The 15,348-nt window shown below is 57.0% G+C and carries 9 protein-coding genes and 3 pseudogenes; 5 read left to right on the forward strand and 7 right to left on the reverse strand.

What is annotated here, in order from left to right; all coding sequences use genetic code 11:
* The first annotated feature begins 2,743 nt into the window (after positions 1-2,743).
* On the forward strand, positions 2,744-3,010 hold the full coding sequence (locus AB8Z38_RS02460; RefSeq protein ID WP_369722950.1) for a hypothetical protein: 267 nt from the start codon (positions 2,744-2,746) through the stop codon (positions 3,008-3,010).
* Positions 3,011-3,069: 59 nt separating this feature from the next.
* Here AB8Z38_RS02460 and AB8Z38_RS02465 read toward each other — a convergent pair.
* The 4 genes and pseudogenes from AB8Z38_RS02465 to AB8Z38_RS02480 form a co-directional block, all read right to left on the reverse strand.
* Positions 3,070-3,153: pseudogene (locus AB8Z38_RS02465) on the reverse strand (cupin); the annotation flags it as partial.
* A 51-nt stretch (positions 3,154-3,204) separates the two neighbouring features.
* Positions 3,205-3,921 (reverse strand): Crp/Fnr family transcriptional regulator, encoded by a 717-nt coding sequence (locus AB8Z38_RS02470; RefSeq protein WP_369722952.1) that lies wholly within the window; start codon positions 3,919-3,921, stop codon positions 3,205-3,207.
* A 512-nt stretch (positions 3,922-4,433) separates the two neighbouring features.
* Positions 4,434-5,066, reverse strand: coding sequence for an NYN domain-containing protein (locus AB8Z38_RS02475; RefSeq protein ID WP_369722953.1), 633 nt, complete (start codon positions 5,064-5,066; stop codon positions 4,434-4,436).
* Positions 5,067-6,328: 1,262 nt separating this feature from the next.
* Positions 6,329-6,547 (reverse strand): hypothetical protein, encoded by a 219-nt coding sequence (locus AB8Z38_RS02480; protein WP_369722955.1) that lies wholly within the window; start codon positions 6,545-6,547, stop codon positions 6,329-6,331.
* Between the two features lie 620 nt (positions 6,548-7,167).
* On the opposite strand from AB8Z38_RS02480, the gene AB8Z38_RS02485 reads away from it, so the two are divergent.
* The 3 genes and pseudogenes from AB8Z38_RS02485 (at position 7,168) to AB8Z38_RS02495 (ending at position 8,216) form a co-directional block, all read left to right on the forward strand.
* On the forward strand, positions 7,168-7,302 hold the full coding sequence (locus tag AB8Z38_RS02485) for a hypothetical protein (RefSeq protein ID WP_369722957.1): 135 nt from the start codon (positions 7,168-7,170) through the stop codon (positions 7,300-7,302).
* A gap of 248 nt (positions 7,303-7,550) precedes the next feature.
* Positions 7,551-7,762 (forward strand): annotated as a pseudogene (locus tag AB8Z38_RS02490) (hypothetical protein).
* Positions 7,763-7,979: 217 nt separating this feature from the next.
* On the forward strand, positions 7,980-8,216 hold the full coding sequence (locus tag AB8Z38_RS02495; protein WP_369722959.1) for a hypothetical protein: 237 nt from the start codon (positions 7,980-7,982) through the stop codon (positions 8,214-8,216).
* Between the two features lie 579 nt (positions 8,217-8,795).
* Here AB8Z38_RS02495 and AB8Z38_RS02500 read toward each other — a convergent pair.
* Complete coding sequence (locus AB8Z38_RS02500) at positions 8,796-9,005, reverse strand: hypothetical protein (RefSeq protein WP_369722960.1); 210 nt, start codon at positions 9,003-9,005, stop codon at positions 8,796-8,798.
* 488 nt (positions 9,006-9,493) lie between these two features.
* On the opposite strand from AB8Z38_RS02500, the gene AB8Z38_RS02505 reads away from it, so the two are divergent.
* Complete coding sequence (locus AB8Z38_RS02505; RefSeq protein ID WP_369722962.1) at positions 9,494-10,270, forward strand: hypothetical protein; 777 nt, start codon at positions 9,494-9,496, stop codon at positions 10,268-10,270.
* 186 nt (positions 10,271-10,456) lie between these two features.
* On the opposite strand, the gene AB8Z38_RS02510 is transcribed toward AB8Z38_RS02505, so the two are convergent.
* Positions 10,457-12,775: a hypothetical protein gene (locus tag AB8Z38_RS02510; protein ID WP_369722964.1), complete on the reverse strand. Its 2,319-nt coding sequence runs from the start codon at positions 12,773-12,775 to the stop codon at positions 10,457-10,459.
* Between the two features lie 1,392 nt (positions 12,776-14,167).
* Positions 14,168-15,302: pseudogene (locus tag AB8Z38_RS02515) on the reverse strand (IS3 family transposase).
* Between the last annotated feature and the right edge of the window lie 46 nt (positions 15,303-15,348).

A 15,348-nucleotide genomic window follows, 5' to 3' on the forward strand; every position in this document is an offset into this window, starting at 1 on the left:
GGCCCCGTCTCACAGGACAGCCTGCGCCGGTTGCGTTAATCGCCGGTTGCGCAGAGCCGGGTTCACACCGGCGGGCCGCCGTTGCCTATTTGGCACACTTCACGATTATCGCCCGGCCAATCGTCCGTATGTAAGGTAATCGACAGACAGCATCGGGAAGAGGCGAGTACGGTTGAGGCGGGTTGGTAGGCGTATTCGCGTCACTTCGCCATGTCGGAAACTGCACTACGATTCCACCGGTTAGCCGAGGTGTGTAGGGAACGAGCGGCCCAAGCCCGACACCCCATCGATGCAGAGCCGTGGCTCACACTTGCCGACGACTGGCTCGAATTAGCACGAGCCTACCAGCAAGGGTCCCACAAAACGGCGAGCCTAGGAGACCGCGCTGCATCCGATGAACGGCGATAAGAAGATCTCTGGCCGCTCGAGCACTTCCACCAGCCTGTCCAAGATAATGCGCTCGTTGTTTCGGAGCCTCGGTTCTAAGTATTCCTCGAGAATGCGCTGCGCATGACTAACAGCCTGGAGAGTTAGCTGTTCATCCGACATCACCTCCAGTGGACCATTCAGGACGGAGAAAACTTCCGTCTAAAGAAGTTCCAGATCCATTAATTGCCGCTCAGGGTTGCTGGAACCGAATGCACGATACTTACATTTCGGTTCCGGTGAAATCAGTTTACGTTGACGGCGAAGTTAGGGTCACGATATTTCGACAGGGTTGGCTGCATATTGGACTTGTATATTTAACCTGTTTTTCAAGTAACCTCCCGCTGCGGCCTTCGTATTGCGCGGTAGGCCAAGCGCCCGCTTGTCGAAAGGCGCTTGAACGAGAGCAATCGAAGCTGCGAATATTGGGCCGCAAGCTTATTCCGGTCGCACGCTCGAGTGCGAACAAGTCGTCACGAGCAGCAATGTTCGGCTGCATTGCCACTCTTGTCCCAAAGTCGGTTCAATTACTCCGCGAGGAGTGCCGATTGCCATAGTAGCACCAGCGGCCACCAGAACGACGACCGTCACTGCGAACAATCGACAGGTTGTCAATTTCCACGTCATGGCACTTCCCTCCAGTGGAAGCGCGCACGCTACGCTGGGCGATACCGGCCGCTTGTGAACTACTTCACACAATGCGCATCACACGCGCGTGCAGGAGGCCCGCCAGCGTGAACCGGAGGGCCTCTTCGCGCCACGCAAGAAATCATTTCGCACCCTCGGCGAAATCACCCTGAAACAGAACCATTCGACAGTGGCAGCGTCGAACACAGGGATGCCAACATGCTATTCCTGATGAACCTGATCTGGCGGCGACTTGCCTACACGGTGCTGATCGGTATGCGGTCCAAGCTCGTCAGGCAGTAAGGGCAACGCGTGCCGTTGGCGCCTTTGGGCGCGCGCCTACGGCCGCCTACGCTCCGCCCAAGCATCGATATATTTGGCCGCTGCGAACGTGAGGCCTAGAGCTAAAAAGCCTACGCCGCCCGTAATCAATAGCCCTGCTACTATAGGCGCAAGTATTCTCGCGCAGGCATCAGGACGAGAATACACCAATATTAACCAATTGAAACAGCTAGGCCCGCCAGTGTGAACACGCGGCCCTTTTGATCAATTAAGCTATCGCGGCCCGGTGCGCCCTTGTCCGGTGAGGCGCGCCGGGCCTAACCATTCCCCGCTTCCCCCGTGAGGTTTGGCTGAGCCAGCATAAGGCGATTCTAGCAACGGCCTCATACGTGTCTGTGCAATCCGAAGCACGGGGAGCCGAGGGCGTCGGCGCCCGCCGACAGCGGGCTCATGATGCATGGACCTCGTCGAGACGCAACAGAAGTCGCGCAAATTGTGGTGGCGGCCGAGCAGCAACTGCCTCGGGGTAGGTTTGAGGTAGGCAAGGCGCCCGGCCGCCGGGTCGCGGGGCGGCCGCGACCGGCATCACAATGATCTCGACTCGGATTAGATGCGCCCGCTTTTGATAGCAGATGATTGAATTTTCGACGTACCTCCGAAGCGGCTGGCCCCTTCTAAATTTCCCGAGAAGGCGCTCGTTTAGGTAGTGGCATTCTTCCTGGCCTTAGACACCGCTCCGATCGGGATCGCACTTTTCGCGATTATGCCCAACGCCAAGCGCTTTCGGTTGCGACGGGCACCAGCGCTCGCAAAAGCCAAAAGAAACGACCGTCGGGCTGAAGCATCTGGCCGATGTCTGCACCGGCCGCGCGAGCGCGGGGCGAAGCCCGCGGCACGGACTTTGCTGAGGCTTAGCTGCTCGCCATTTCACAGGCCCAGATTGAAACAGGGCGCGGCCGGGACACTGCATTTCGAGCTCGGAGGCGCGTCTTTTAGGGACCAGTGGCACAACCGCCCGGCCGGCAGAACTGAACGGCTGTAAATGAAATGCGGATTTTTTTGATGATGGTTCGCTTACCTATAGTCGTTGTCATCTCGCCCGACGGGGAAAGGTCGTATTGGGTTGCAGCAGTCGAACCTGAGAAGGCGACCGAAGCGGTTGCGCGGGTCGTCGGTCACGGGCACAGCACGAGGTTGTTGGAGCACCGTCAGCGCGTGAAATCAGATGCGCTTCGACCAGGCGAAGTCCGCCGCCTCACGTTCTGACCAGAAGGCGTACCCACCAAGCGCATTTATCCCCTTCAAAAGAGCGGAGTTCTGGGTTTCTCAGCCGGTCTATTTATCGGGCGCTACATTCGCGGAGTGAGACCGGGGTTCTCGCTGCCGTCCCTTGAAGCGGGAGGTGCGGATGACCCGATTCTTTTTCCACGTTCACAACGGCATTTCCGTCTTTGACGATGTCGGATTGGAACTTCCGGACATCGAAGCTGCGGAAGCAGCCGCGATCGAATTGTTCGGAGAAATTCTCAACGATGGACCGTCCGGTCCATTGTGGCAGAATAACTCATGGCGTGTCGAGGTTTCGGACGGTCCAGGACTCCTCGCGCGGACTTTCCTGAAGGTTCAATTTTCGATCACGCGCCCGACAAACAATCGTACCGCGGTAGCCGGCTGAAGTTCTGCATCAAGGTGAAGAGCCGTAGCCATCCCGCGATACGGGCCATAGTTGCATCCACTGGTCGATAGACGCCTCGAGCGAGCTTCCGGATGCCCTCCAATGATCCACGATGGTTCGATCGGCGAAGGCTCGAGATCCACATTGCTTCGCTTACGGGCAGAGCGGAACTGATCGGCTCACTTTTCGCGGAATCAGGCGGCCAACTCCTCGTCATACATGCGATTGATTCTGTATCGCATCACGGCGTAGCACTCGCAGGCGATCTTCTCGAGCCGCCTTCGATCGATCTCCAGTATTCCGCGTCGGTCGGATAAGAGGCCGCCGGCAGCTCGAAGTCTGCGCATCGTTAGCGTCACGGTCGTTCGGCGGACCCCGAGAAGTTGTGCTAGCGCCTCATGCGTTAGCTGGATTCCCCTGTGCGCGGCGCGGTCGTGAATCTCAAGCAACCATCGAGCCATACGGCACTCAGCGGGATGCACCGCGTTGCAGGCTGCGGCGTTATTTAGCTGCAATAATTGCGTGCGGAGATGGAGCCGTAGAACACGCCTAATCGTGGAGCTTTGCTCAAAAGCAAGCTGCAACTGTGAAACAGGGACCTGGAGCGCGGTTCCAGAGACGTAGGCAGTTGCTGTGACTGGGGAGCGCGAGGGACTTAGAACCGAGAGAGCGCCGACCGCGCCTTCCGAGCCCATGAGAGTTGACGCGACAATGCGTCCGTCCGACATTTCAACTAGGAACGCTATGGCCCCGCTCATGGGGAAATAGACCTGCTTGAACTCATCTCCCGTTCGCACCAGTACGGTATCAAGGTCGAACGACTTTTTTTGGGTGTAGGGCGCGAGCAAGTCAAGATCCGCGGGCGGCAATGCAGCCAGCAGCCTATTCCCAAGGCCATTCTGGAGCGACATCGCCGATATTCCTCTAAACCACGCAGAAACAATCACGGCTCAAACCGTCGCTCAGGAGGTCTGTTCCAATTTGCTGGCATTTCTACTGGCCAATTTTCCGCGCGCCTCGGCCCCAATTTCCAGTCGCGGTGAGAAGCAGCGGGGGGGTGGGGCGGACCCAACTACCTCGCACCGGAAAGCGAGGTGCCGGAGGCTCGGCCGACCGCGCTATTTCGGCTGATGAGGGACTTGACCTTGTTGACGGCGGCTAGGGAAACCCAGCGGGCTCGCCTTAGACACCAAAACCCCGCAGGTCTCCATCATAGCGGCGCCGCTAGCCTTCAGGAGTGTCGCCGGTCAGCAACACGCTCGTGAAAAACAGCGTGAGCAAACATTTAACGTTACAATCCGCACCGACCGAGCATCAGCACTCCGCTCCACTTGATCCGTTGCCCAGCACCTAAAGCTTACTTGCGATCAGCTCGGCGCGAATGCCGAGCTTATTCGCTAGATGTCCTCATTCTTGCTCGGAATCAGTTCTCGAGAACGCTATCGTTTCCCTTCGGTCCCGCGGCGGTCTCACGCTCTGGGGGCCGCTGCGTGTGATAGCGCGACTCCCGCTCGCGCGGAGGCGGGCGTTCGGACGGATCGCGGCCGATCTTAGCCCGGAGCTCGATGAGGTCGGTGAACACGTCGGCCTGGCGGCGCAGCTCGTCGGCGATCATCGGCGGCTGGCTCGCGATGGTGGAGATGACGGTGACCCGAACCCCGCGCCGCTGTACCGCCTCGACTAGGGACCGGAAGTCCCCATCACCGGAGAACAACACCATCTCGTCGATCTGCTCGGCGAGCTCCATGGCACTGACAGCGAGCTCAATGTCCATGTTGCCCTTCACCTTGCGCCGGCCTTCAGCGTCGATGAACTCCTTGGTCGGCTTGGTGACGACAGTGTAGCCGTTATAATCAAGCCAATCGATCAGCGGACGGATCGAGGAGTACTCTTGGTCCTCGATAATGGCCGTGTAATAGAACGCGCGCAGAAGCGTACCGCGGCTCTGAAATTCGCTCAGCAGCCGTTTGTAATCGATATCGAAGCCGAGCGTTTTTGCGGTGGCATAGAGATTGGCTCCGTCGATAAAGAGCGCAATCTTACTGGCGGGGGACATATCGTAATCTCGGAAGCATGAAGTGCCATGCTGCGGGGAGCATGAACCCGCCAATGAGGTGGCACTTCCAAAGCTTTCATCAAAGCCGGGAGCTTCCGATGCTATACCGGGCTCCTTTAACCCTCAAACAGTTTTGCTCGGACCAAAATTAAATTCACAACGCCCCGGTCCTACGAAAATTCCCCCCCGGGCGACGTAGAAGAGTATGTCCGCCCATGCTGGATTGGGTCGGCTGCTTCGGCTATTCTCGACCTGTCCGCAATTTTGTGCAGCGCAGTGCCTGACCGATTCGAACTCTTTGATATTGCCGTAGAGCGCCGAGGTCGCGGATGGACTTGGTGCGTGTGCACCAGCGAAGAGAAGACGTTGATGTCCGGACGCGAGGACAGCCGTGCCGCTGCCAGATACAGAGCGGCTAGGGCGCTTTTCCTGATGCTGCTCTCAGCTTCGTATGGATCTAAGAGAGCAAAAGCGTCCAAGAAGGGTCCGGGTCAACGAGCAAAACCGCCTGACCAGTCGCAGCGAAGACTGGCATCATAGCTGATCTCGCGCGAAGCTTATCAGAGCCCTGAGGCGGTCGTTTTCTTATCCGGTCCGGAGTGTGTGTTTCGATCTGGGAATGCCTGAGGTCGCCGACGCCCTGGCCCAGCGCGCCCTCCAGGCTGTCATCGCGCCAATGTGACGAGCCGTTTCGACTTCAGCTCGTCCTTGCCGCTGCGCGGCTCCGCTTACTGCGTTGCGTGTTTGCAGGCCTCTGGCCGCAGCGCTCTTCTCCTCCAGAACAATGTGCAGGCGCTGGGGCGTTCATCTGGGCTCCCCTGCTCCATGCCAGGCTGGCCAGCGAGAGGCCTCGGCCGTCAAGTCTGGCGGCAAAGGCCGGCCCAAGAGGATGAGTCCTGGCCCGAAGTTCTACGCGTCCGCTCCGAGACACTGCCCGAAGTTGGAGACGAATGCGCCCCGATTGCCGGTTGTTCGAACTCGCAAAATTCGGAAAAACGCCTATCTTGAATGGCGTACGAGCTCTGCCTGGCGGGCCGCAGCTTAGTGCGAGATGATCATACAGGCCCGCCACTAAGGTGCGGCCGCAACTCGCAACAGCGTCATTGTTTCAGGCGTGCCCTTCCGCAACGCAATTGTGCGTGATGTGAGGTGAGCATGCTGGCAGAGACGGTTCTCAGACTTTGTCGATGATGCGCAACGTCCGCGTTGCGCGGACCACAGCGCACAAATAGCGCCGCCGGGCTTCTGTCCCGTGTGTTCGTTTAGGACCATGGCGGCTCTTCGCCTGTCCCTGCTGCCTCGTGGTGGATCGTGACACCCGCCGAGCGCAACCCGGTCAGCAATACAGTTCTTACAGAGGCAGGATCAAATCCAATATCCTTGGCGTTTGGTGGATGCGCCTCGCTGTCGTTCAATCGGAGCGCCAAGTGCAATTGCTCGCAAAGATGCTGAACGACGAGAGTGACCTGATCGTCTGTCATGATCAGCTTCTCCTATCATTGTCTAACAGTCTAACAAACTAGGTAGCACACATGAAAATAGGGCGGTACGTGATTGGACCTCGCCAAGGATCAAGCCAACGCGATTGCCCATGAGTGGGTCCCATCGTCGCGCGTCGGGCTACACTCCGTATCCGCGCGCATCCAACGCAGCGACCCCGCCTCGCTTGAGCTTGGCAGGGCCGCGTGCTCTCCGGGCCGGGGCTGGGGGGCAGGTCAAACCCGGTTAGCACGGGCAAGTCTACGCCAGAATTTCAGAAGGAAGGACTGATCAAAAGAGGCACCTCTCTGGAACCAGTCCTAATTCCCTCTGCAACTATCAACCGAGCATCCACATCGCGAACGGGCGCGCGGGCAGACCGTCACCGCGGCAAAGAACCGGTCGGTTTTATCCATGCCGATCACCCTTCGGATCACTGCATACAAGTTGACGGTCAGAAGTGGCACTAAGATGGCGTGTGCAGGTTAAGCAATTTGTTACCAGTCATCGTCACCATATCGGCAATTGCATATGCGCCGCGATTTGCGGCCCATGGAATTCCTGAAGTGGTTTGAACCTGGGCAAGCCGGGTTAGTGGTCTCTTTCAAGAGGAGAGGCCCCGATGTTGAAGGGCTTCGCGGTCGTCGTTATGGCGCTGATCAGTACAGCGCAGGTCGATCAATACCTAACCCACGGTCGGTACACCGACGCGGCGATGGTCATGCTGCGGCAAATTCGTCATGCGTTTGGATTTTAGATAGTTGTTTGCGACGGAGACGCGTCATGGACGGCATCTCATGGGCCGATCTCGATAGGGATGAACAACGCGCCATGGCGCTATTGGGAGCCGGTCTTTCCATTGAACTGTGCAGCCCCCTTGCTCTCCTGACGTTAGCTCGGCTCGGTCTGATCATAGGATCTCATTTGACGGCTGCTGGAGACACTTTGCGGAGAGATGCCGTTTTGAACGGTTTAGCAGGGTAAGGCTCAGAACGGCGCTCGGGTATGCCAAACGCGATCGAACTCATTGTAGAGGGTTACGTGAGCCTGCAAGACCGGAGGGCTCTCGACGATTTGCGCATGCAGCGCCGCAAGCTGGCCGTGGACTAAAGGCGCTTACCGGTTTTGATTGCCGGACGACGATCCAGCAGATCGAGGAAGATATCGTCGTGATCGAGGCTGGGCTGGCGCGGGTGGATGACGCGGCGACGAGCTAAGCTGCCAAAGGCGTTATAGACAAATGCGGCCCGGCTGTCTGGCTTGGACTTGGCGCCACGGTTCGCCCGGTGCCAGTGCGGTCGCGATGCGTGTGTGTGTCCCAATTCCCACGGTCGCGACTAGAAGAGCATCCGTTTGTCACCTTTCGAACAGACAGCCCAAATCCACTCCGTTCCAACTCCGCCATTGGAAGCAGTCATCGGTAGGGGAGGCGAAATGGAACGTTCCCTGTTAGTTGACATGGCGCGCGACAAATATGTCGAGCGGTGCAAGCAACGGGCCTTCGATCATCTCGAACGAGACGATCTTAGGAACGCGGTCGCCTCGTTTGTCGGCAATATGAACGCGCGTCCCGATTGCGAACTGCCACACTACTTGGCAACGCTTGGCGCTTCGCTGCTAACGGCAAATGATGCGCTCGGCTGGAGGACGCTCATTGAGGGATTGAGGTGATGACCGATGATCCACACGCGGGATCGGCAATGACCGAGCGCGACAGGGCGTCTCCTCCATCGAGGTTCTTGGTTCGCCTCAGGTCCAAGGGCTGGATGGTTTACGATCGGCAACGTAGGGGACCGGCCATGATTGGGACCAGCCTGGCAGTCAATTTGACCAAGGAACAAGCCGAGCGCGTCGAGCGGGCGCTAGTGGATAAGTGCGAACGTGGGATCATCCCTGACTAGGGCAGAATTCTATTACGGCGTTGGGTTGATTGTGTGCAACAAGATAGTAGGAGGCTTAATGACATATTGTATAGTCGTCAGAGCATCTGGGCGACAGCTAGATCGCCTGCGGACACATGCTGCACAAATTGCGCGCGCTCAGAAATCAGATTGGTGGGTGGAGGCAACTGAGAAAGGAAAAGCGTTCTGCTTTGAGCACGCAAACGCGAGGGCATCATTCAGTGCGGCCTGCGAAAGAGACAGTATTCAGTTCACTGAAGTCTAACCGGCAGAGAGGGGCGCGAGGATAACGGCTTGGTTGGTCGTGATGCTGTAGAGATTGCGCAAATCGAGAACACCGGCTCGCCACCTACTCCAGCTCGATCATTCGGTCCTTGGTGACCCGCAGGCTGCGGAGGTAGTAGCCTTGTGCCTGAAGGGCTGACTTGATTTCGTGGCTGACCTTGAGAACTCGTTTTCTGCTCTTGCGCCACTTATATGCAGAGTAAAGCACGGGCACGGCAGAGCCCGTACTTAGAACGAGCAAGTCGCGCTTGTCGTTGCGATAGACATCAAACATCTTTCTCCCCGCTGATCATATTGAACTAAGAATGAAATATGTTTCGGTTGTCTCAGTTGTTGACCTTAGTATCTCGAATGGCTGTGTAGGTTGGAAATCTGCAACGGCCCCCCGAATTTGCTTCACCGCGTTCCGGATTTGGAACGAACAGAGCTGGTCCCGGTTGTCTGAACAGAGTTTCCGCGTCGATAGGCGAGCCTCTGCAGGGGTTAGGCTGCCATGCGGAGGGGCGGGGGTGAAGTAGGCTTGATCCTGCGTGATGCCGTGAACGGCACAAGGCAACGGTTCTTTAGCCAGCCGCGCAGCGCGACGATGACGTGTTGCGGATGGGCTGTCGCCGTTCGAGCCCGATCCGATTGCCCGCGCTTGCTGAAGGCCGAGCAGGCCAAGAAGAACTAACACCGTGGCATAAAACGCTACAATCCGGAGTGACCGAGTTCCTTCTCTCCTCTAGGCTGCGCCGCAGGGTTGCCTAGAGGGGGAAATCGATGCTGCGCTTCGTTGGCTGTCTGCTGCTAGCCGTTCTTTGGAATTGTCAATCTGTTTTAGCGGAGGAAGTCCGCATCGGGCATCTCGAGACGAATGACGATACGGGCATCAACTGGCTTTACTTCAATTGCCAGAAATCGGGTTCTGCGCAAATGCAATGTGACATTCTTCAAACATTGATATCGAAAAAGAAGACTGATGTCGAAATCGACGCAGAGTTGAAGGAGCTAAATGGAACGGACTCTTTGGCCCAGTTTAACAAAATCTTCGGTGAAGGTTGCAAGTCGCTCGTCGCAAATGAAGGGAAGCTTCGGTCGGCTCAGAAGTCCGGAATAGGAGTGGATGGCAAACCAGTCAATCTGCGGATCGCGGCGGCTGGTTGGCCGATGATGTTTGGGATGCTTGATGTCTGCAAAACACCGACCCAAGAGAGTGCAAGTCGATTTTTCAAGTTAACGACGGACGAGGAGCGACGAAGCTGCAAAGTGCATACTTTTATGTCGAAAGCATCGTTCACCTTCATCCGCGAAACCAATTCATGGACAACCAAAGAAGGCCCAACCGGGCCGTGCGGAACGTTTGTGCTGGGCACACTGACCCAAGACCAAAAAACCAGTTTTTGGTCCTACGTCGAGAAAACACTTCGGACCAATCCTAAAGGTGTTCTTCCCCTCGGGCAGTCGTGCTCTCTATTTCCAGAACACACCGCTAATTATTCGTGGCGGACAACAAGAACTTTAGCGGCCTGTGATTTTATCGAAAGCGAGCCCGATTGAGCAAAAGCGCCGCAGCCTGGGCAGCATCAGCGAATCGCTCGTGTCTGATCGCGTGTCGTCCGCGAGTCGCAGCGCGAGCAACATGCCCAGCCGCGCTACCGCAACGGGGTGACAGAGTGGAGGTGAAGGAAATCGACTTTGCATTTGCAAGGACTCCGCAATTGCGGGCGCGGGGCGGGAGCCTAGCTAATCGAAATCGTCCGGGGATACTGGCTCTGTCGCGGTGCCAAGCGACAGAATATCCGCCATCTCCGTCAGGAGCACACGAACTTTCGCCCTCTCGATCTGGTTCATCGCATGAAGGACCGTGTCCAATTCGAACTCCCTTGGACGTAGGGAAGCAGCTTGCTCCCGAAGTTGGCGCGCCGCTCGGTCCCGGACTTCCTGTTTCGGCGCATCTGGCTCATTCAATTTTTTCGCGGCTTCTGATTTGAGCCACGGAATCAACTGAAGCTCGTCCTTCCACAAAACGAGGGCGACCAAGGCGATCATACTGCGGCCAAGAGTTCCCCAACCAGTCTCATGCCGACCGGCCTTGAAAGCCCAGCCGATCAGCAGATTACTACCGCTCTTTGTTACGAGTAGGCTGGCTCCCTCTATTGCGTCAAGAGTTGCCTCGAATAGCAACTCGATCATCGAGAAACTCTCAACGAATTGGGTCGTTTCCTTATCTCCAGGTATCCACGAAATTACGGAGATCAAGCAGTCGGCATTCTTCTCAAGTGCCGTTCGGGTATGCTCGTCGGCAATTGGCGCTCGCGCAAACGCAACCAGTAACTTGGTGACGTGCGCTATCCAGTGCAGACTATCGAAGGTAAACTGTGACCTCTTTTCAATCGCGAGTAACAGTAGCGTCTTCTCGGTGCGATATAGTTCATCCGACCAAGTCTTTATGTTTCCTATGATGCGTCTGGCGACCTTGTCGTCATTTCCAGCATCGATGAGCGCGTTACTCAGTTGGATGAGTTTATCGCCCAGCGAGTCAGTCTTCGTGAGGGAGTAATAGGGTGCAAGGTAGCTGCTGTGAATGTTGGCGCGAGGCGCATCTGGAACGCCGAGAAAAATCTGAGCGACGAGTTCAACGTGTTCGCGAAGACGCTTTGCAGCAAAGCGAATATCATGTGCGTCCGTGCGCAGTAAACCAAAAGTCAGATTCGCTAGCTGCTCCATGCCAGTGAGTGTCAGGGCCCGGTAGTCAGGCTTTACAGCGCCTGCAATGGAGAATGTTGAAATCTTTTCTACCAGTGAGATTATTTCATTCGGTTGGCCGACAACCAGAAAAGCGTGAGCTGAACCTCCCGTAAGGCGGATACCTTCCATTATTACATCCGGTAAATCACGCGGCAGGACACCATCAACTGCGGCTGTTAGGTAACCAGCAGCAAGCTGGGCATGTTCCTTACTCTTTGTGTGCGGAGCCGCATAATCGATAGTCATGTAGACTTGTATAAGCGCCGCGATTGTTCGGAGAGTTTGCCGGATTGCCTCTTCGTCGCCACGCGAGGTCGAGGTGTGCGCAAACCGCCTCAAGTGCTCTAGCGCCTCGTTGATGAAATTGTCGTTAGCGTGCGAGGTTTCAAGGAGCGGATTGGAAGCAAAGAATGTTCGTCCCTTCGTTGCCACGTAAGTAGAGTTGATAAGGACGACTACTTCTAGAGCGCGGCCAGAGACCTCAAAGTCACCTTGCTCGGCATAGCGTCGCGCAAATGAGACCGCATGTGCCATCGCATGGCGCGCTTCGCTGGTCCATTGAGGATTTGCTTTGAAAAACGCCATGCGTGGCAAGTCGTGTTTCGAACTATGGTCATCCTCCTTTTCGGCACTTGCAGGCGCGTTAGCTACTAGCGGCGCCATGCGTTGTGCGCGCCGTGCCCAGCGGCGTAAATCTTTCTGTGCAGTTGCTGCGACGAGGCGGAGTTGAACAGTTGGATTGATGAGATCGAGAGCCCTGCGGTAGCCATAAAAAAAGAGCAGTAAGATTAGGATGGTTGCCCATGTCGCGGAAATTAGGGCGACTGCTGTCCAACTGGCGTCCGGGACTAACGAGAGTGCGGACACACCGATTGCCAGCAGGAACGTCATTGCAAACGAGCCAAGCAATCTGAAGTCGGAACTTAGCTTTCGGAATAGACCGTGAGGCATACGAGCAAAATTCAGCTGAACCGCGATCATCACTACTGAAAAACCGATCGCAGTCGCACCTACCAATGCTCCGCCAGTGGTCGCTAAGAGGTTGCGCAGTAAGAGCAAGCGATCGGCAGTGAAGTACGATTCAACAACACCCTGAAAGGCAAGCGCAAACGAGTAACTGGCTAGGATCAAGGCAACGAGTGCGATACCGGTGCCGACGCGACCGTGCCTTGCTAGTCGGTTTTGCAGCGTGTAGCGGGTAAGGATTATGCGTCGTTCCGTTAGGGCCAAATGCCTTCGCGCTGTAACGCGAAGCTTCGGAAGGTCATTTTGCACATCGTCGCGGATGAGGATTATTCGCCGTCCTATCAGCACCAGATGCTTTCGCGCCCTTGCGACATGGTGCTTCGTGAAAAAAGACTCGTCAGTCGAAGTTTACGAAGCCCGCGTGCGGCACGAATCGTCTGCCACGGGACGAAAAGGCGGACTTTCGTAGACAGGTCACGTCGCCACTTGGCGGACAGAAACGATCTCAAGATAAAGTCTCTCTCTGTGCCGCGCGGCAGAACTCCGCAACGATAATGGACTCACTATTCGAGGTTGGTGTTGAATTATCAAGCACGTTGCGGCTGCTGATACCCAAGCGCGCTTAGTGTGTTCACAACGGGAATCATCCTACCGGGTCGCGAAAAACCCGGTAGGAGACACCGAGCGCGCTCTCCGTCAGCGTCTACCGCCATCCACGGCTGCATCGGCATTCATATAATTTTATCAGCCTGAACGCCCCCGGAATCGCGACATGTAGACAATGCGGCATCATATCGTTGATATAACTAGGCTTTTAATGCCAGCAGTAGAAGACGCGCGCGACACATCATCCGTTTGTGCGGCGCGAAAGGATTTGCCGGCGCGAAAGGATTTGCCGCCTCGCGCTGTCCGTAATCTTACGGACGTTGCACATCTGCAAGTTTCGGCGTCTTGATTGTTATTATGACGATCTGATTTCCAGACGAGAAGGCCCATCAGCGTCAAAGCCATGATGGCGACGATCCTCTAAAACCAATTGACGTTGCACGGCGTGCATTCATTGACGACTTCCCACTGCCAAAAGATCATAGAACTGCTGATTGAGCACCAGAGGGCTGAAGCTAAACTTGGCCGCGCGCGAGATAGCCGACAATCGCCAGCCGCGATAGCGCGGAATCAGCCAAACGTGTGGTCGGCCATGCTTCTTGCGAGGTCACCCAGTTCACGCTGCTGCTCATTGCGAGGGGACGAGATGACCGAGAAGCAGTTGGCGAGACTACCTCGCTTTGCTCGGTTCGCCCGCGCTGCGCATCAGGCGATCCGCCTTCACCAGCACTCGATCGTCGGCCGACTGCGGCCGCAGCCAAGAGCTGATCGCGCGACGAACGCCAAGCAAAGCACCAAGCCCACCGCCATCACGCGCCGGTGGGTCGGTCTATCAGCATTATGAAACGATGGGATCATTTGGGCACCTCATTGAGGCGGTCCTCGGGACACCCTTCTTATTTGTCGGCCTGGGAAGAGATGAGGTTCAAGCCTGAGCCCACCGGCTGGCGGCCGTTTGTCGCGATCGGTGACCAGTTCACAAATGCAAAAGGCGTCGTCTGCTATTGGTGAGCCATTGCTACACCAAATCATTGCTCGAAAACGCCCCCAGCGCGCGACGCTGGGGGTTTTTGTGAGCTGGTCCCGTTTGTCTGAACAGAATCTCCGCGTCGATAAGTGGAGCCTCTGCCGGGGTTAGGCCGCCGCGCGGAGCGGCGGAAGGTTGAAGTAGGCTTGATCCGGGGTCATGTCGTCAAGACTCGAATGCGGACGTCGTCCGTTGTAAAAATGGAGATACCGGCCAATCGAATGTCGTGCCTCGCCGACGGTTTCGTAGGCTCGCAGATAGACCTCCTCGTATTTGACGCTGCGCCAGAGCCGTTCGACAAACACGTTGTCCCGCCATGCGCCCTTGCCGTCCATGCTGATCGCGATGCCGTTGTCGGCGAGCACGTCGGTAAAGGCCTGGCCGGTGAACTGCGAGCCCTGATCGGTGTTGAAGATGTCCGGCTTGCCGTGACGAGCCAAGGCATCTTCCAGCGTCTCGACGCAGAAGGCTGCTTCCATCGTGATCGACAGCCGCCACGACAGAACACGACGGGTTGCCCAGTCCAGCACCACGGCGAGATAGACGAAGCCGCGCGCGCCATCGGGATGTAGGTGATGTCCATCGCCCAGACCTGGTTCGGTCGCGTGATCTCCATGCCGCGCAGCAGGTATGGATAGATCTTGTGGCCGGGTTCCGGCTTCGTTGTGCGCGGACGGCGATAAAGCGCCTCTATCCCCATCCGCCGCATCAGCGTCTTCACATGCCGCCGGCCGATCTTGCACCCCTCGGCAGCCAGCAGGCCTCTCAGCATGCGCGAACCGGCGAAGGGAAACTCCAGATGCAGCCGGTCGAGACGCCGCATGATCGCGAGATCGGCGTCCGGCACCGGCCGCGGCAGGTAATAAACGCTGCCGCGGCTGATCTGCAAAACTTCCGCCTGCCTGGTGATCGACAGATCGTGCTCACGGTCGATCATCGCTTTGCGCTCAGCAATCCCGCCTTGGTGAGCGCTCCTTCTAAAAAATCGTTCTCCAGCGTCAGCTCCCCGATCTTGGCGTGCAGCGACTTCACGTCGATCGCAGGCACGGCCGGCGCAGCGCTGCCAAGTCCAAAAACTCCGGAAGCTCCGCCCTCCAGCTGAGCCTTCCACGCCGTGATCTGATTGGGATGGACGTCAAACTGCTCGGCCAGCTGAGCTATCGTCCGGTCGCCCTTGACGGCGGCAGGCGCCACCTTCGCCTTGAAAGCCGGTGTGTGGTTCCGGCGTGCTCGTCTGCTCATCGTCGCTCCTGATTCGCAGGCACCAGCGTGCCCGCTGTCAGGCAGA

The organism is Bradyrhizobium sp. LLZ17, from assembly GCF_041200145.1.
Classification (GTDB): domain Bacteria; phylum Pseudomonadota; class Alphaproteobacteria; order Rhizobiales; family Xanthobacteraceae; genus Bradyrhizobium.